Below are 18,818 nucleotides of genomic sequence, written 5' to 3' on the forward strand. Positions count from 1 at the left end.
TCATTAAAACTGCTGTAAATATAACAATAAGAAAAAATACATACAAAATTGCTTTATACATATAATCAGCCCCACTAGTTTAGTTCTTTCTACCTCTCCGTTACACGGATTATTTTACAAGGATTTTAGAATGTATACAACTAGGAAATAGTGGTTTTTGAAATGATTTTATATTTACTAAAAAAGCTTAATCTATATGCCTTATTTTCTCCTCCCGGTTTATCCTTTTCGTCAATCTTGCTTTTCTTTTGGCAATATTCTCAAGGTTTATATTTCCTCTTTTAAGTTGTAAATTACCATTGAAAATGTTTTCTGCTTTCTCTGTATAAAAAATTGCTTTATTAAAATCAATTTGTCGGTGCTCATATATTTTAGCAAGTTCTATACTGGCTTCGAGCTGCTCCTTCAGGTCGCCTTTTGCAATGACTGTTTCCCATAGTGGAATGGCTTGTAGCCACTCCTTTTGCTTTTTATATTCAAAGGCAAGTGCATGCATGCCTTTATAGGCATCAAAACTGTTTCCTCCAGATACCTTCGTAAACTTTTCCTTCGCTGCCTCCCTTTCTCCTAATGCAGCAAACCATCTGCCTGTTTCAAATGTCTCCCGTTCAGACTGCTTTTGATCAAGCCCTAAAAGCTGAAAAGAAAGGTGAGTGTACAAGCTAATAAGTGAAAGAATATCCACTTCATTATGCTTCATTATACCTAACATTCCTTCTGGATTTTTAGATTCAACAAAATCAAAATAAATCATCGGGGCTAAAAATCCGGGAATATCATCCTTTCTTTCAATCCCTAGCACTTCTTTTTCTACAATTGAAAGCTTTGTTCGTTCCAGTCTATGTTTCCACATCCGCCTTGCTGCATGATATAAATCAAAATGGCCGAATGGCGGCAGCTTTGGCAAATGTTCTCTAATTAACGTATGCCTTGTTTTTACCTGCGGCCAATCAAAAGCCTTCCCATTATATGTCACCATTGTTGTATAGTCGATACTTTCTAGAAAACTCTTATATAGTGCAACTTCACCGCCTGGATTAGGTAAAATATGCTGTTTAAGGACGACGCCAGATTCAGTTAAGCTGGCATGGCCAAGCAAAAATATCGTGTTTCCTGCTCCGCCTCCTAAACCTGTCGTTTCCGTATCAAAAAAGAATAAATCATTAGGCTTATGCCCTTTCGATGAAAGTGGATGGCTTATTTCTTTGCGATTCCATGCACTTACCGCATGGATTAGATCTGAAAATTTATAGTGTCCATGCTGGTAGTCCAAAGGAAAATACACTTCGCGCACAAGGCAAAAGGCATCATCTAAATAGTACGGTTTAACACCGGCCTCCTTCCATTGCTGTTTATAAGGCATTTCAGCAGCTGAGGGCTGAATCTTTTTCTCTATTTGTGCTGGTTCTTTTTCTTGATGCACAATATGCGATTTTAATCGGTTTAACTTATTTTTAATAGACAATATAATCACCTTTATCGTAACGTGCAAATATTTTTAGAACGTCCCGCTTAGCTGTTGAGGATGACGGGTCTGTTCCTATACATGAAGGACAGCCGGATTCACATAGACAGCGCTCGACCATTCTTCTTGCTTCTTTCATAATCGTATCAATTCCTTCAAATACCTTTTCACTTAACCCGATGCCACCAGGATATTTATCATAAAAAAATATTGTCGGCTGTTCATTGTGAACAGCTCTCACTTGAGGTACCACATGAACATCTGATGGATCGCACATGACAAACAATGGAACAATATGCTTTAAGGCATGTGCAGTACCAATTAAGCCCTGCTCAAGTCGTTCCTGTTCAAACTGCAGCCCGATTTCATCAATTGATAGCCAGGCGGCACTTGTATGAAGCTCTTCCTCCGGCAAAGAAATCGGACCTGAACCGATATTTTCATGGGTATCAAATTTGATTTTCTTAAATATCGTCGCCATAGCAGTTACACTAACATCACCAAAACCAACTTCACCTAATACCGCTTGCTTCGCACGATCCTGCTCCAAAACTTTTAATTCCACAGCAAGGTTTGCATCAGTATAATAATCGACTGCCACTTCTCTGACAAAAGCCTTTTTCTCTTCCCAATCGAGATACTCAACTTGATATTGCACACCTTGGTGTAAATAGATGGCTTCATCATGAAGCAGTGTCATCGCAGAAAAACGGTCCATTTCACCGATTACTTTTACATGAGCGACATCAGATTGGTCAATGATGACGACATTTTCCTGCGATGCTGACCTGAGGCTGACGTTATGAGCAGGAAATGCATCATTCATCCAATAAAATTTATTACCGTTTTGATGAAGCACCCTTTCCTCTACTAAATACTCAAGAACCTCTTCTGTTTCAAATGTTCCGAAGCGTTCACCTTCTGAAAATGGCAATTCATAAGAAGCGCATTTTATATGATCAATTAAAATAATTAAATTATCCGGATTTATTCTTGCAGTCTCTGGATTTCGATTAAAGAAATAATCAGGGTGACCTATAATAAACTGGTCGAGCGGGTTAGAGCTGGCGACCATAATGACCAATGACTCACTATGCCTGCGCCCCGCTCTGCCTGCTTGCTGCCATGAACTTGAAATGCTGCCGGGATATCCAGTCATAATACATACTTGAAGCTGGCCAATATCCACGCCCAATTCCAGTGCATTCGTACTGACGACACCATAAATTTCTCCCGAACGGAGTCCCTTCTCAATTGCCCGTCTTTCGGTTGGCAAATATCCGCCGCGATAGCCGCGAATCGCCTTCGGGCCAAGCATATGTTTCACGAGCTCCTGCAAATAGGTCAGCAGAATTTCCACTCTCACACGGCTCTTTGCAAACACAATTGTCTGCACTTTGTTCTTTAGCAGCTCAACAGCAAGACTTCTAACTTCCAATGTGGCACTGCGACGAATATTTAACGGTTTATTTACGATGGGCGGATTATAAAAGACAAAATGCTTCCTTCCGCTCGGCGCGCCATTATTATCTATGAGTTTCATTTTTTTCTCTGTTAAAGATTGTGCAAGCTCAAGCGGATTCGCAATCGTTGCTGATGTACAAATAAATACAGGATCACTCCCATAAAAGCGGCAGATTCTGCGCAGCCTTCTAATGACATTTGCTACATGCGATCCAAAAACACCGCGATAAATATGTAGTTCATCAATAACGACATATTTTAGATTTTCAAATAATGATACCCATTTTGTATGATGGGGAAGAATGGCCGAATGAAGCATATCAGGATTTGTCATTACAACATGGCCGGCACGTCTTACCTTTTGCCTAATATTAGCCGGAGTATCGCCATCATACGTATAGCTGTTAATCTCCAGCCCTGACTCCTCAATGATTTCATTAATCTCCGCTTTTTGGTCTTGAGCCAATGCTTTTGTTGGAAACAAATACAGTGCTCTTGAATCTGGATCATTCACAATTGATTGCAGTATAGGGAGGTTGTAGCATAGCGTCTTTCCTGAAGCAGTCGGTGTGACCGCAACAATACTTTCGCCTGATGACGCTGCTTCAAAGCTTGACTTTTGATGCGTATATAGCTGAGAAATTCCTCGTTGTAGCAAAGCATCTTTAAGCGCAGGGTGCAGTGTATCAGGCATATCCTTGACACGCGCCTCTTTTTCCTCAATTGTATGCCAATGGACAATATTTTCTTTAAATTTATCTGAGATCTTTATTTCATTAATCATTTCACTCAAGTTTTTTCGCATTTTCACCGTCTTCACCTCATACTTCTATTCTAGCGAATGAACGTTCGTGAAAAAAGCCTTTTCTCTGCTTTTTATAAAGGTTACATTTTCCATTTGCTGAAATTGTAGACATTCACCTAACACTTGACCATTGCATAAGATAGTAAGAAAATTCCTTGCGCAGGAGGGAAGTTAAATGAGCGGAAATAAAAAAGAGCCTTTTGGTGATTTAATGAAGTCAATGAATCATTTTTTTCAAGAAAAACCTGTTAAAAATTTTCTTCAAACAATGGATGATTTCTTCAAAAATCCATTTCCCTTCTCAACATCATTTCATGTTGAGCTAAATGAGACACAGGATGAATATGTAATTTTAGCCGAGCTTCCCGGTATTAATAGAGAACAAATTCAGATTGATGTAATCAATAATTATGTCAAAATTATTGTAAACAGCCTAAATGTTATTAATACAGAAGATGAAAACCGGCAAGTTACAAAAAGGCAGGAATCCTACCAGCAATCTACGAGAACTGTGCCACTCCCTTTTCAAATAAATGAAAAGAAAATAAAAGCCTCACATGAAAACGGTCTGCTAACGATAAAAGTACCTAAGCACAAAGGCAAACGAATTACGCTTGATTCGATTGAATAGCAAATTTACATTAGCCACTAAAAAGCAAGCAGTTATTTGGTCTGCTTGCTTGAGGCTCTGGACTAAAAAAGGAGTAGATGGGATTTTCAAAGGGTTACCGCAGGCGAGCGGACATCTCTCCAAATTCAACTAAAATTTCATCGCTTTCACTTTATCTAAAATCTGAAGCATGCAGTCATTTTATCTGCTTGCTTTAGTATCCAGCCAATTATTAAAATAGCCTGAAGGTACACTAAAATAGCTCTTTGTAAACTGAATAAATTCAGTCGTGTCCACTTCCTTGGATCGATATTGCTTATAAAATCCAGCTAAATATTGGCTTTTTACATCCATTGGATCAACGCCCTTTAGCTCATAACGTTCATTTATCATCATATTAATTTGCAATGCCGGCTGTGCTGAGATAAATCCAAAATCTTTCAACTCACTAAGTGGTACATTTGATTTCTGCCTCCCTAAGCCTGCTTCTTTCATTCGATCCACTTGAGATAAAGACACAGAAAAAGCATCTGTTTCCGATTGGTTTTCCGCCATCATTAAATAATGGGATGCAGCAAATGAAGATAGACCTTCACTAATCCATAAATGTTCATGAGGATTGCTGGCAATATTGGATTGAAAATATGACTTGGCAACGCTTTGTACAAGTTCGTGTGCTGAGACGTCACGCCCTAAAACAATCATCCCTGGATAGGTTTGAGTTGTATCAGCATCACTTTGAATGATATCTAATTGTTCATATGGAAAAGAGCCAATCTCCTCATTAAAAAATTCAATCGCGCTGCTAGCTTGCTGTAGTAAATCTTCTGATTCAGCTGCTGATAAATCCGCAAATAAGCGCAAATGCGTGCCGCTAGTCGTTTCTTTATCCACAAACACTTCATCCTTCATTATCACAACAGGAAATGCTATTTCCGATTTTGTTTTTACAGAGCCTTTCTCCTCAATAGCGCCATCATCCTTTTTTGATGTTACGATTCTATATCCTTCAGGAGTTTGATACTGAACGTCAAAGTCCGAAAACCGTGAATGATACATCGGTCCTTGAGCGTAATCCTTTTTCTCAACACTCCATTTACCATTCTGATAGACCGCCGCTGCTGGATACCAATCAGCTAATACATTCATACTATCTTTTGTCATTTCAAAGGAATATTGAATCTTTACTTTATGTTTTCGTGCTTTTTTATTTTTTTCCGGAATGATAATCTTTAATGTCTCATTCTTTATCTCATACGCTGCAGACTGTTTGTCTATTTTGATTTCTTCTATATTTATGTTCCTTTGCTCCGCAGGATAAAAGAACATAATATCATTCCAGGAGTCTTCTGATTCATTTTTAATTAAAATATCACTTTGTACGTTAAAGCGGCCATCCTCATCCATTTGAAAAGCAATATCATAGCTTGCTTTGCTCTCCTGCTTTACACCAACTTTTGTTTCACTTGTATAAATCACAAAAGTTCCTGCAAGGATAAATGCTGCTAATAGTGCCATAAAAGTTAGGTGACTGGCATTCAATTTTTTATCGCTTTTCTTTTTATTATAGTTCTTTCTATTTGGTGCAATTTTCGGTTCATTACCTGTCTTTATCCAAGGAGTCCGCTGATAATCTGCCTGAAATTTATTTTTCAACCCTGAAGCAAGCAAACTAAAGGAGATGGTTGTAAACAATAGCACAATGAGCGGAATAATTAGAATATGTGTATTGCCGTAAATATTTCCTCTTGCTTGTCCGACAAGACCAGATAACTCTTTAGTGACGGATAAATAAATAAGCGGATCAAACCTAACAATCGTACCGCCAATAAAAATATTTACCAATGCCAGCTGTCCCATAATCGTAATAACATAAACAATCTCAAGAATAAACATGACCAGCAGTGATTCCTTCAACTGCGGAAAAATATGATGCCAAATGATTCGCGACTTTTTCGCACCTAAAGTTGTCGAAGCCTTTATGAAGTCTGACTTATATACTTCTGAACTTTTCTTTCTTACAGAGGAAACGATGCTCGGCACACTCAATAAGGACATAATGATGATAAAATAGGTAATTAATGTTCCTGGTTCAAGCAGCGTTGCGTTGTTAATCGGCAATAAGAAAAAATATACAATAATAAACAGAGGAACATAGCTCCACGCATTCTCAAACGCTACAATCCAGTGCGGCACCTTTTTCCAAGTACCGATATACATGCCTATGACTGTACCTAAAATCATTTTTATCATTGTTACAACAACAGCAATCAGTACAGTGTAGCGCAGCCCATTGAGAATCATCGACAAAATATCATATCCCCATTGATCAGTGCCAAGTGGATATGCCCATGATTCAAAGGGGGCAAGAGGAGGAGCAATGACCCCGCCATCCTTATATTGCACTTCAAGCGTAGTAGTCATTGAATGCGGGGCGAGCATCGGTCCGAATAAACATAAAAATAATAAGATTGCGACAAAAAGGATTCCGATGTAAAGTGAATAGTTGATTTGCTGTAGTTTATTCATATATGAACCCTCGTTTGAATAGATAAATTAATAGCCTAATAGATAAATAAACAATAAATGAAATGAATAGCATAGATATCAGACCGATAGCAATCGGCTGAATTTCTGTGCTTTGAAAAATAAATTTAGTAATGCCAGAAACATTTAATATGTATTCAACGATAAATAAATTTCCTATCGCAAGCGAAATGACCTTCACTAAATCAGCTATAATAAAAGGCTCGATATTTTTAAATACATGCTGAAAATTAATCGTATGAACATTCATCCCTTTTGCTACTGCCGTTCTAATATAATCCTCTCCACTAGTTTGATAATACTTCTCAGCAATTAATTTAAACATATATAATGTTGGCGCCACTGCTATTAAAAGCGTTGGAAACCATATATTTAATGCGCCGCCATCCGGTCGTAATGAAATGACGCGAATGCCTGTCCACTTGTAAATTTTTATTGCCAAAAGCATAGCAAGGACAATTAAAATAAAATCCGGTATGGTTGACAGCACATTCATCATCATCCGGAAAATTTTTGTCATGCGAAGCCGGCTTAAAAATATCCCGAATATCACACTGATGAAAACAGCTATTACCACACCGAAAAACATAATAATAAGGGAAGTGATGAAATTATCCCCTATATCTTGAGCAATCGACCTTTCTTGAAGCCCAAGTTGATAAGTGCCTAAATTCCCTTGGCTCAATTGACTGATAAAATCTGAAACCGCTGCTGGAAATTGACTAAAGCTCCATTGTATTGACTTTTCTTCCATATTAATCGAAATCATTGTAGGTAAAGCAGCAAGAAATAAAATAAGAATGAAAATTATGACCATTTGCTGCACAAAACGTGCCATTCGATTGCCTCCTGACTAATTAATACTCATGCTAATATTTTTCACTCGGTGAGAATATTTGTCAACAATAATTTTTCCATCCATTAGGCATATGTAATCCCAAAATATTCAATCAACACCAAACATAATTCCTATAAGGTTGTTATCTTAACATAATTCCATTTTCATAAAATGAACAAAAAAATAGTATAAAAATTGCATAAAAAAAGGCCCATTAAGGCCCATCTTAAGTAAAAATTGCTTAAACTTTAAAGAATCCTCCTACCCCTTTTACCATCGATGACACTTGATTGACAGCATTCATCATTTGTCCTGCTGTATCCATCATTTTATTAAAATCCAATGATCCGTCTTGCGACTTAAATGAGTTCATGATTGATTGCACTCCGCTTGGCTGCTTTGTAACAAAAGACTGCTTCGGATATGGATTCATATATGGATAGGAAGCTTGAGGCTGAGTGTTTTTTTGCAAAGGTTCATTCATAGGCTCCAACGGGTTTTGGAAGACGCTTGGCGATGGTTGCCCATACCCGCCGCCATATTGATTCATTTCCATCCCATGATATTGTTGTTGAGTTGGATAGCCTTGCTGAATATTATTCATAGGACCCGCTTGGAAAGGGAAGGCTCCTGGATAGTTTTGTCCCTGATACGGTGGAACGGCTTCATTCCAATTCGGTTGTGCTCCAGCATAATTCATATATGGTTGCTGCCTCATTTCGGGAGAGTAGGACATATTCACATTATACGGAGCATAGACATTACCATAACTCCAATTAGCCGGCATTTGATTTGGTTTTATATTCTGCCTTTTTCGGCCAAACATGGCAAACATCCTCCTTATCATTCATCATTACAATTTATGTTACAACTGCCCATATGGTGATTATGAAACAAGAAATTATTTCTTGCGTTTGTCTATCATTGTAGGAATTTGTCGGAAGTTTAAATTTTATAAAAATAAAGAATGCTGAATATTCATGTTAACATAATAACAAGATTTCGTTTTTTCCTAATGTTATAGCAAAAACTTCATACTGTAACTTGTATTATGGCATTTTGCTGTAAGTAAGAGATTAATCTACTTTGAGGAGGAAGATTCACAATGAATGTTCACGAACTTAAAAAGAAGTTTCAACAAGTAAAGGATGCAACTCCAGAACATGTCAACCAGTTATTAGACTTTTCAAAAAGAGCTTATATTCAAAATGAAATTTCCATTCTTGATTATCGCAATCTTGTTCGTGACCTAGAAGCACTTGGAGCCGTTATTCCTGAGAGCTTTAAAGACGGATCCCTCATTAGTTCAAATTAGGAGAAAACAAACACACGGAATACTCTACGATTAAGTAAGAAAAGGAGTCCTGAAAATTCAGGACTCCTTTTCTTCTATTAACACTAGTAAACGCTGAACGACATATTTTGCTGAGTTTACTTGATTCGTAAAACGGGATTTGCTTGTCTCAGGAAAAAAAGCTTGAATTGAACTTGTATCCATTTGATCATAAGCAGACTGAATTTGCTGGATACGCAGCCCCTTCGGAGAATTGTCCTTGATCCACTTCTCTGCTTCGGCTTTCCACTTGTCGTTATCTTGTTTTACTTTATCGGCAAACGGTTTTACTTCAAGATAAAAATCTCCTTTTTCCCCGGTATCTCTTCCTTGTTTATAGCGGTCTTCTATTTGATCAATGTATTCTAGCATTTTTATTGATAACTTCTGTAATTGGCTCAATCGATCATCTCCATCAAAATAAAAAAGTAGCTATTAACTTTTAAGCTACCCAACTTAAATCAAGTTCTATTTTATCTTATTTAAATGGAGCAGTAAAATTTCTTACCTGTAGCCTAGTTTATATTTTAACACCTTTGGCACCGCTCTCTCTTTCACTTCCTCCCGATTTCCGCTTCTCTCTTCGATACTTTCTAATTTTCCCGAGCAAGTTAGCAGCTGTTCTGCCTGCTGGTCATGCATTTCCTCACGTATATTTGTTAAGCTTTCTTCCAGTACGAGCTCCAACTCTTCCAATTGGCTATAAATATCCTTAAGCATGAGTAATAGTTCATCTTTCTCCACCATATTTGGCTTCATCTTGTCATGCCTCCTCCTGAATATTTCTGATTTGTTATACACTGTATTCTCTCCGCATTTTTTTAATCCTTCACACTTGACAAAACTAGAAGTGATTCGGCAAAGAAAGAAGGAATTTTTGAAAAGTGCCCCTTATTCGACATCCTATGAAGAAAAACGGTAATTATTCCTGACATATTTTACTAGACACTCAATATATTGAAATAAATGAAACATTCTTTGCGTTTTTTACGTCAAATATGTTATGGATGAAATGGTCCAATCCATAAATGCGTTTAGTGCTTTTTATTCACCCAATCTATGCTTACTTTTGGTATGATAGGTATTAGCTTGTGAGGTGAAAGAAATGGAGTTTCATTATCCTAACGGCAGGAAATACACTCCTGTAAAAAATGACTCAAAAGTGGAAAAGCAAGAAAAAAAATGGTCTTACGGAAAACGCGGTATGACCTTGGAGGAAGATATAAATGAAAGCAATCAATATTACTTAGAACGCGGAATCGCAGCCATTCATAAAAAGCCTACACCTGTACAAATCGTCCAGGTTGATTATCCGCGGAGAAGCGCTGCTGTGATTAAGGAGGCATATTTTAAACAAGCTTCCACAACAGACTATAATGGTGTGTATAAAGGCAAATACATTGATTTTGAGGCAAAGGAAACACAAAATACTTCATCCTTTCCTTTTAAAAATTTCCATCCCCATCAAATTCAGCATATGAAAGCTGTTTTGCAGCAAAAAGGAATTTGCTTTGTCCTGCTGAGGTTTTCTGCTACTGATGAAGTATATTTAATTGATGCCGAAGATTTACTGTTTTTTTGGGGCAGAATGGAGAATGGCGGACGTAAATCCATGACCAAATCCGAAATTTCTGAGAGAGGTCATCTCATCAAACTTGGCTTTCAGCCGAGAATTGACTATATTAAAATAATAGATTATGTTTATGACTTTATATGATAATCTATCGATGTATGTGAAAGAGAGGAAGAACCTATATGGCAGAACAATATAAATCTAGGGAGGAGCGTCGCAAGCAGCAAACTTCCAAGCCAAAAAAGAAAAAGTCTTCAAAAGGCATTTTCAAACGAATATTTTTAATATTAGTCGCGCTTGGAATTATTGGAATGATTGCGGGAGCCGCTACCTTCGCGTTTATGGTAAAGGATGCACCAGAGCTTGATCCAGCACTTTTGAAAGACCCGATTCCATCAGTCCTTCTAGATAAAAATGGTGATGAACTCACCAAAGTAGGGGCCGGTAAGCTCGATTATGTCGATTATGAAGATATACCTGAATTAGTAGAGAACGCTTTTCTTGCAACTGAGGATGTGCGCTTCTATGAACATAATGGAATGGACTTGATTCGATTAGGCGGAGCAGTAATCGCCAACGTCACGAGAGGATTTGGCTCTGAAGGCGCAAGTACCATCACACAGCAAGTTGTTAAAAACTCATTCTTAAACAATGAAAAAACGATCAGCAGGAAGGCACAGGAAGCATGGCTATCCTTCCAGCTTGAGAGAAAATATACAAAGCAAGAAATTTTCGAGATGTATGTCAATAAAATTTTTATGTCTGAAAACAGCCATGGGGTGCTAACTGCGTCCCGCATCTATTTTGGTAAGGAATTAGATGAGCTGGAGCTGCACGAGGCTGCATTGCTTGCCGGGATGCCGCAAAGCCCAAACAACTATAATCCATTTAACCATCCTGAACAAGCGGAAAAACGGAGAAATATTGTCCTTTCATTAATGAATCAGCATGGATTTATTTCTGAAAGCGAAATGAAAGAAGCTCAGGCAAAATCTGTTACAGACAGTTTAGTTGCGGAAGCTGAGCGTGAAAAGGATGATTCACCATACGATTCATTTGTTGACGTTGTCATCGATGAGGTCTCAGCAAAATATCCTGATTTAGATATTTTCTCAGATGGCTTAATCATCCATACAACGGTTGATAAAAAGGCACAAAAACATGTAACAAAGTTATTAAATAGCGATGAAGTCATTCAATATCCTGATGATGAATTCCAGGCGGGTATTACCCTGCTGGATTCCAACTCTGGAGAAATCAGAGCAATCGGCGGCGGCCGCAATCAAGAAGTGAAGCGTGGCTTTAACTATGCTACTGACTTAAAAAGACAGGCTGGTTCTACATTTAAGCCGATAGCCGCTTATGGTCCTGCTGTTGATTCATTGAAATGGGGAACATATCATACTCTAGTAGATGAGCCGCACACATATAAAGACGGCGGTCAAAACATCAATAACTGGAATAAACAATTTAGCGGCCCGATGACGATGCGACAAGCATTAGCACAATCTAAAAATATTCCTGCTGTTAAAGCACGCCAAGAAGTTGGTGAAGAGGATGCGCTTAAATTTGTTAATAACCTTGGTTTCAATTTAGAGAATTTATACGAGTCTGCAGCCCTTGGCACGCCAGAAGTTTCACCAATGCAAATGGCAGGTGCCTATAGCGCCTTTGCCAATGAAGGCTATTACACTGAACCTCATTCAGTAACAGAAATAGAAATGCGCGATGGCACGAAAATCGATCTTACACCGGAAACTGAAGCTGTAATGAACGATTATACAGCCTTTATGATCAGTGACATGCTTAAGACCGCTGTTACTAGCGGTACTGGTACGATGGCGAATGTTCCGGGTCTGCCGGTAGCTGGTAAAACTGGAACAACAAATTACACTGGTGAAGAAAAAGCTAAACACGGCATACCTGATGGCGCTGTGCCAGATGCATGGTTTGCCGGCTATACAACAAATTATACTGCTGCTATTTGGACAGGATATGAAGATAGGAAGAATTATGTTGCTGCCAACAATTACGATCAAAAAATCGCGCAGCTATTGTTTAAGGACCTTATGCAAACTGTATCAGAAGGTACAGATACGGCTGACTTTAAAATGCCTAATTCAGTCGAGAAAGTAGCAATTGAAAGAGGAAGCAACCCTGCTAAATTAGCAAGTGATTACACACCATCTGATCAAGTTATTACTGAATATGCAGTCAAAGGAAATGCACCAAGCCAAGTGTCTGAGAAATACGATAAACTTGATGCCCCTTCCGGTTTAAGTGCAAAATATGATGAAGAATCTAAACAAATCTCGCTTTCATGGGATTACAGTGGAGAGGAAAATGTGCAGTTTGTTGTCACTGCATCTATCAATGATGGCGGTGAACAGGAGCTCACAACCACAGGAGAAAAATCATTAACAGTTGATAACCCAGAGCCAGGAGCGACTTACTCGTTTAAAGTGAAGGCTGTTAAGGATGATATGGCAAGCGATCCTGCAACAGCAAGTGTCTCAATTCCTGGTAACGAAGAAGAGGAAGAAATCCCTGAGGACGAAGAAAATCCTGATGAAGAAAAAGAAGAAAATCCTGGGGATAACGAAGGCGAAGGCAACGGGAATGAAACTGGCAACGAGAATGGTAACGGGAACGGGAACGGAAATGAAAACGGCAATGATAATGGCAACGGGAATGAAACTGGTAACGGGAATGGGAATGAAACTGGCAACGGGAATGGAGAAGAAAATCCCGATGAAGGTGGAGCCCCTGGTGAAGGTGAAGGAGAAACACCACCTGAAAATCCAGGAGAAACGAACCCTGGTAACAGTGAGTAAAAAAAAGGACTTGGCATTCGCCAAGTCCTTTCTTTTTGATATTTAACAGTAAAAGCTCTAATAATGAATAGTACCGCCAAAGAATCCAAAATAAACATTCCAGGCAGCCCAAGGGTTAATTACTTTTCTTCTGCTTTTATATATGCTTCTATGTCTTCTAGTAGGTGCTGGGCAGCTTCTTTGCTTAAAACAATCTTTCCGTCAGCTAAAGTAAGATTATCAGATAATATTTCCCCTGTAATCATACACGCTTTATAAGATTCATATTTTTTCAATATAATCTTAGTATCTTCTACAAAGATTTCCAATGGATCTCCCTCAGCAATTTCCTGCGTTCTCCGCAATTCTTTCGGGATAACAATTCTGCCTAATTCATCAACTTTTCGAACAATTCCTGTACTTTTCATGTGAGACACCTCGAGTTTTGATTAATAATTGTGATTTATTACAATATTTGCCCATTAGGAAATTCCTAGTAAATTACAAAAAGATTATCTAACAAATTTTAAAAGTTTGCAAGTTAATTATTTTTTAAAATTTTGGATAAATAATTAATTTATGGCATAAAATTTGCATAAAAAAAGGAATGGCGCGTACGTTTACACATCTTTTTTTACTTTTTTCTTTTCTTGAGTGCTGCTATCGCATATTGTTTTTCCATTTCAATCATTAATTCTCCCAGCTGAATAAAAGATTGATAAAGTGTTGGACGTCTGCTTATAAATGCTATTCTTTCAGCAGTGTTTGATGGAGCAACTGCTAATGTAGGGTCAATAATATTGTTATTGGTAAATCCAACAGGCTTGCCATTCACCCAATAAATAAATTGCAGAAACAGTGCAATGCCGTTCTTCATATGAGCAGAAGCTGCATGTTTTTCTCTTTTTTCAAAGATATGTAGAAGCTCGGCATGAATGTTCTTCCACTCTGCTAAAATTAGTGGGATAAACTTCTCAGTACCTTCCCATGGTTTTAATGTAGAAATATTAGCATAATGGGCCAGTTCATATTTAAACGGCGGCAAAACCGTCACTGACTCCAATTCTCTCAACTCCAGCGACTCCCCTTCCCGATAAAAGAGGGGATGGCTCAAATGATGATCGACATTTATAACTAAAGTCATTTCAGGCTTGCCTTCATTCTTTTTTTTCCTTCACGGCATAAATCAAGCAAGGGACATTCAGGACATTGCGGGTTTTGAGCTTTGCAATGATAGCGGCCAAAAAATATCATGCGATGATGAGTGACTGACCACTCTTCCTTTGGTACCTTTTTCATTAATGTTTTTTCTACTTCAAGTACAGAGTCTTTCCATCTGCAAAAAGCAAGGCGCTTGCTTACTCTTTCCACATGTGTATCTACCGCGATTGCTGGAATGTCGTACGCAACGGAGACAACAACATTTGCTGTCTTTCTGCCTACGCCAGGCAGCTTTGTTAATTCATCACGATCTGCCGGCACAATCCCGCCATAATCATCTATTAGCATACGGCATAATTTTTGGATATTTTTAGCTTTATTTCGATACAGTCCAATTGAACGGATATCCGTTTGCAATTCCTCAATTGGGACATTTAAATAGTCCTCAGGTGTTTGATATTTTTCAAACAGGTTTTTAGTTACTTTATTTACTAACGCATCCGTACATTGAGCTGATAGCGCTACGGCAATGACGAGTTCAAAAGGATTTCTATGATTTAATTCACAATGTGCGTCTGGAAACATCTCTGCCATCGTATCGAGACAAGCTCTAATATCATTCTTATTAAGCAAGTTAATCACCACTTCATCAATCTTATTGTTCTAGCCAGTTATAAAAAGGAACTTTATCTGTAGAGATTTCAGGCTGGGAAGCTTCTTTTCTGCGTTGCGTTTGATTTTGTCGAAACTTCTTGCCGTGATTCATGGCCTGTTCAACCGTTTTAATTCCGTTTTTCTTCCATTCAAACAGAATGCGGTCAATATACCTGAAGTTCAACTTTCCGGACATCACCGCTTCTCTTAATGCGGCTTTTATAATTTGAGGCTCATGATGATCATCATCCATCCATAGTGCCAATGTTTCACATTCAAACGGGGATAATGGGCGGCCAAATTCACTTTCGAAAATCGAATATAGCTCTGTCTCATTCTGTCTGTTCTTCACAGCTTCTTCCTTCTTCTTAGAAAGAAGGAATTGATCGACCAATTTATCCCATAAGGAATCGAGACAATATTTCTCGCAACGTATACCATCTTCTCTGTAAACTTCTTTAATTTCAATATATCCCTTTTGGATAAGTTTTCTTAAGTAATCTGTACACTCGGAAACCGGTATGGTCATGCGTTCAGATAAATCAACAGGAGTAGGGAATTCATTCCCCTTTTCGATAAAGGAAATCATATGGAGAATCAGCATTAACTCTTGTTCATTTAAATTCATTTCTTTATATTGAGACAATAAAACTCCAGGAATTGTAATATTTCCTTCCTGAAGCCATTTTATCATTGTGTTTTTTGCCATTTCGGACACCTCCATATCAGTATATCATGAACCTATAGTTGTTTGTGTGGAGAATAACCGGTAACTTTTCCTTCTTGATCTCCTAAAAATGGAAAAATCCGCAAATCGCGGATTTTCCTGAAAGATTCTATTAAGGATACAAACGATTTAATAATCTTGGGAAAGGAATCGTTTCACGCACATGCTCTACGCCGCTAATCCAGGCTACTGTTCGCTCCAAACCTAGTCCGAAACCGGAATGAGGAACCGAGCCGTATTGACGCAATTCTAAGTACCATTTATAAGCATCAATATCTAATTTATGTTCATCCAGCCTTTGTTTCAGCAATGCATGATCGTGAATACGTTCAGAACCACCAATAATCTCACCATAGCCTTCTGGAGCAATGAGGTCAGCACATAGGACTACATCGTCTCTAGTCGGGTCTGGCTGCATATAGAAAGGTTTTAATGATGTTGGATAATGCGTGATAAATACTGGTTTATCATAACTTTCAGCAATGGCTGTCTCATGAGGTGCACCAAAGTCATCGCCCCATTCAATATCGTCAAAGCCTTTTTCCTGTAAAAATTTAATGGCATCATCGTAAGTTATACGCGGGAATGGCGCTTTAATTTTTTCAAGAACGGTCGTATCTCTGCCTAGTGTTTTCAACTCCAGACTGCAATGATCTAATACAGCTTGAACAATGTAAGAAACATAGCTTTCTTGAACTTTCAAATTATCTTCAAATTCATAAAATGCCATTTCCGGCTCTATCATCCAGAACTCAATTAGATGGCGTCTTGTTTTAGATTTTTCCGCGCGGAATGTCGGTCCGAAAGAAAATACTTTACCTAATGCCATCGCTGCTGCTTCCATATAGAGTTGGCCACTTTGAGAAAGATAGGCATCTTCATCAAAATACTTTGTAGCAAATAACTCTGATGTACCTTCAGGTGCACTGCCTGTTAAAATTGGCGGGTCCACTTTAGAAAATCCATTTTCATTAAAGAATGCATATGTAGCCCGAATGATTTCGTTGCGAATTTTCATCACAGCATGTTGGCGGCGGGAACGCAGCCAAAGATGACGATGATCCATCAAGAACTCTGTTCCATGTTCCTTTGGTGTAATCGGGTAATCTGTTGATTCATGAATGACTTCCAAGCCTGTTACAAGCAATTCAAAGCCAAGCGGAGAACGTTCGTCTTTTTGCACCTTGCCTGTGACATACACACTGGATTCTTGTGTGACTGATTTCGCAGATTTAAACATATCCTCAGATACGTCTGCCTTCACTACAACTCCTTGAATGAATCCTGATCCATCACGAAGCTGAAGGAACGCTATTTTACCGCTTGAACGTTTATTGGCAATCCAAGCTCCAATTTTCACTTCTTGATCTACATATTTATGAACTTCAGAAATAGTTGTTTTAATCAATGTAATACCCCTTCCAAAACATTTCCACATCAATATCAATCGCTATTAATTATACCCTTCTTAAGACGAAAAAGGCAACTGCCTTAGCCTTTAGGAGATGCTATGGCTGCACTCCTCTACCACTTTGGGAAAAAAGAGAAAGCGGGCATTAAACCGCTCTCTCAAACAACTGTCTTCTTAGAATTATTTCATTTTTTTTTCAACAAATTGATGAATTCGCTCTACTGCAGCTTCTAATAGGTCTAGAGAAGTTGCATATGATAAACGAATATTGTTCGGTGAGCCAAAACCAGATCCCGGAATAACTGCAACCATTGCATCCTCTAATAAGCCTTTTGCAAACGCATCAACATCTGCATAGCCTGTCAATTCAGCGGCTTGTTTAACGTTAGGAAATAGATAAAAAGCACCTTGCGGCTTAATGCACGTAAACCCAGGAATCTTTATTAATTTATCATAAATAACATTCAATCGATGCTCAAATGCTGTTCTCATTTCCTCTAGTGTATCCTGAGGGCCAGAGTATGCAGCAATTGTTCCATACTGTGCTGTAGTCGTTGGATTAGACGTACTATGGCTTGCAAGATTTGTCATCGCCTGAATGATTTCTTTACTCCCTGCCGCATATCCGATTCTCCAACCTGTCATTGAATGTGATTTGGAAACACCATTAATAATAATCGTTTGTTCTTTTAATTCTGGCGAAATTTGTGCAATTGATACATGCTTATGACCGCTGTAAGTAAGTTTTTCATAAATTTCATCGGAAATAATAAGAACATCATGCTTTAAGCAAAGCTCTCCCAATGCTGTTAATTCTTCCTCGCTATAAAGCATTCCAGTAGGGTTGCTAGGTGAATTGATAATCACAGCTTTTGTTTTTTCTGTAATTGCTTCTGCCAATTGTTCGGCAGTGATCTTATATTCATTTTCTTCCTTACCTTCAACGTAAACCGGCACGCCGCCTGCAAGCTTCACTTGCTCCGGATAGCTGACCCAGTAAGGAATTGGGATGATTACTTCATCCCCTTCATCTAATATCACTTGAAACAGCGTATAAAGTGCATGTTTAGCGCCACTTGTCACAATGATATCTGCCGGATCAATGTCAATTCCTTGATCTTGTTTAAATTTTTTCGAGATTTCTGCTTTTAATGTCGGCAAACCGGAAGCAGCAGTGTATTTTGTCTGGCCTTCATTCATTGATTGTACTGCGGCATCGATAATATGCTGAGGTGTGTTATAGTCAGGCTCTCCAGCGCCAAGACCAATAACATCATGACCTTGAGCTTTAAGTTCTTTAGCCTTGGCAGTTATCGCCAATGTCGTTGATGGGGTTAATGATTTTACACGCTGCGCTAATTGAATGTTCATATTAATGCCTCCAAATAATTATCTTAAATATAATTAAACCAGTGAT

The 18,818-nt window shown here is 38.3% G+C and carries 17 protein-coding genes; 4 read left to right on the forward strand and 13 right to left on the reverse strand.

Annotated features, from left to right (window positions below; all coding sequences use genetic code 11):
- Positions 1-187: 187 nt before the first annotated feature.
- Both CWS20_RS19120 and CWS20_RS19125 read right to left on the reverse strand, forming a co-directional pair.
- Positions 188-1,465, reverse strand: coding sequence for a ribonuclease H-like domain-containing protein (locus CWS20_RS19120; protein WP_066200464.1), 1,278 nt, complete (start codon positions 1,463-1,465; stop codon positions 188-190).
- A complete protein-coding gene (locus tag CWS20_RS19125; RefSeq protein ID WP_066200466.1) occupies positions 1,455-3,740 on the reverse strand; it encodes a DEAD/DEAH box helicase in 2,286 nt (761 codons plus the stop codon). Before CWS20_RS19125 ends, CWS20_RS19120 begins: the two co-directional genes overlap by 11 nt.
- A gap of 169 nt (positions 3,741-3,909) precedes the next feature.
- On the opposite strand from CWS20_RS19125, the gene CWS20_RS19130 reads away from it, so the two are divergent.
- Positions 3,910-4,365: an Hsp20/alpha crystallin family protein gene (locus CWS20_RS19130; protein ID WP_066200469.1), complete on the forward strand. Its 456-nt coding sequence runs from the start codon at positions 3,910-3,912 to the stop codon at positions 4,363-4,365.
- A gap of 180 nt (positions 4,366-4,545) precedes the next feature.
- Here the strand turns inward: CWS20_RS19130 and CWS20_RS19135 are convergent, their stop codons facing one another.
- The 3 genes from CWS20_RS19135 to CWS20_RS19145 all read right to left on the reverse strand — a co-directional run bounded on the left by CWS20_RS19135 (position 4,546) and on the right by CWS20_RS19145 (position 8,555).
- A complete protein-coding gene (locus CWS20_RS19135; protein WP_066200471.1) occupies positions 4,546-6,873 on the reverse strand; it encodes an ABC transporter permease subunit in 2,328 nt (775 codons plus the stop codon).
- Positions 6,866-7,729, reverse strand: coding sequence for an ABC transporter permease subunit (locus tag CWS20_RS19140; RefSeq protein ID WP_066200473.1), 864 nt, complete (start codon positions 7,727-7,729; stop codon positions 6,866-6,868). The genes CWS20_RS19135 and CWS20_RS19140 overlap by 8 nt, the downstream gene beginning before the upstream one ends.
- A 241-nt stretch (positions 7,730-7,970) precedes the next feature.
- The gene (locus tag CWS20_RS19145) at positions 7,971-8,555 is read right to left on the reverse strand and encodes a YppG family protein (RefSeq protein ID WP_241504221.1); all 585 of its coding nucleotides are present in this window, start codon (positions 8,553-8,555) and stop codon (positions 7,971-7,973) included.
- A gap of 279 nt (positions 8,556-8,834) precedes the next feature.
- On the opposite strand from CWS20_RS19145, the gene CWS20_RS19150 reads away from it, so the two are divergent.
- Positions 8,835-9,044: a YppF family protein gene (locus tag CWS20_RS19150; RefSeq protein WP_066200476.1), complete on the forward strand. Its 210-nt coding sequence runs from the start codon at positions 8,835-8,837 to the stop codon at positions 9,042-9,044.
- Between the two features lie 57 nt (positions 9,045-9,101).
- On the opposite strand, the gene CWS20_RS19155 is transcribed toward CWS20_RS19150, so the two are convergent.
- Positions 9,102-9,464 carry a YppE family protein gene (locus CWS20_RS19155; protein WP_241198829.1) on the reverse strand — a complete coding sequence of 121 codons (363 nt, stop codon included), beginning with the start codon at positions 9,462-9,464 and terminating at the stop codon, positions 9,102-9,104.
- A 102-nt stretch (positions 9,465-9,566) separates the two neighbouring features.
- Positions 9,567-9,821 (reverse strand): hypothetical protein, encoded by a 255-nt coding sequence (locus CWS20_RS19160; protein WP_066200479.1) that lies wholly within the window; start codon positions 9,819-9,821, stop codon positions 9,567-9,569.
- Positions 9,822-10,167: 346 nt separating this feature from the next.
- Here CWS20_RS19160 and recU point away from each other — a divergent pair, with 346 nt between their 5' ends.
- Both recU and CWS20_RS19170 read left to right on the forward strand, forming a co-directional pair.
- On the forward strand, positions 10,168-10,779 hold the full coding sequence (recU, locus tag CWS20_RS19165) for a Holliday junction resolvase RecU (RefSeq protein ID WP_066200485.1): 612 nt from the start codon (positions 10,168-10,170) through the stop codon (positions 10,777-10,779).
- Positions 10,780-10,817: 38 nt separating this feature from the next.
- The gene (locus CWS20_RS19170; RefSeq protein WP_066200488.1) at positions 10,818-13,469 is read left to right on the forward strand and encodes a penicillin-binding protein 1A; all 2,652 of its coding nucleotides are present in this window, start codon (positions 10,818-10,820) and stop codon (positions 13,467-13,469) included.
- A gap of 119 nt (positions 13,470-13,588) precedes the next feature.
- On the opposite strand, the gene CWS20_RS19175 is transcribed toward CWS20_RS19170, so the two are convergent.
- The 6 genes from CWS20_RS19175 to CWS20_RS19200 all read right to left on the reverse strand — a co-directional run bounded on the left by CWS20_RS19175 (position 13,589) and on the right by CWS20_RS19200 (position 18,766).
- Complete coding sequence (locus CWS20_RS19175) at positions 13,589-13,876, reverse strand: AbrB/MazE/SpoVT family DNA-binding domain-containing protein (protein ID WP_066200491.1); 288 nt, start codon at positions 13,874-13,876, stop codon at positions 13,589-13,591.
- Between the two features lie 206 nt (positions 13,877-14,082).
- Positions 14,083-14,592, reverse strand: coding sequence for a YpoC family protein (locus CWS20_RS19180; protein ID WP_066200494.1), 510 nt, complete (start codon positions 14,590-14,592; stop codon positions 14,083-14,085).
- Positions 14,589-15,242 carry an endonuclease III gene (gene nth / locus CWS20_RS19185; RefSeq protein ID WP_066200497.1) on the reverse strand — a complete coding sequence of 218 codons (654 nt, stop codon included), beginning with the start codon at positions 15,240-15,242 and terminating at the stop codon, positions 14,589-14,591. Before nth ends, CWS20_RS19180 begins: the two co-directional genes overlap by 4 nt.
- Positions 15,243-15,264: 22 nt before the next feature.
- On the reverse strand, positions 15,265-15,972 hold the full coding sequence (locus CWS20_RS19190) for a DnaD domain-containing protein (protein ID WP_066200500.1): 708 nt from the start codon (positions 15,970-15,972) through the stop codon (positions 15,265-15,267).
- 130 nt (positions 15,973-16,102) lie between these two features.
- Positions 16,103-17,395 (reverse strand): asparagine--tRNA ligase, encoded by a 1,293-nt coding sequence (gene asnS / locus CWS20_RS19195; RefSeq protein ID WP_083957518.1) that lies wholly within the window; start codon positions 17,393-17,395, stop codon positions 16,103-16,105.
- A gap of 186 nt (positions 17,396-17,581) precedes the next feature.
- On the reverse strand, positions 17,582-18,766 hold the full coding sequence (locus CWS20_RS19200) for a pyridoxal phosphate-dependent aminotransferase (protein ID WP_066201846.1): 1,185 nt from the start codon (positions 18,764-18,766) through the stop codon (positions 17,582-17,584).
- Positions 18,767-18,818: the final 52 nt, after the last annotated feature.

Source organism: Cytobacillus horneckiae (genome assembly GCF_002835735.1).
GTDB classification, from domain to species: domain Bacteria; phylum Bacillota; class Bacilli; order Bacillales; family Cytobacillaceae; genus Cytobacillus; species Cytobacillus horneckiae.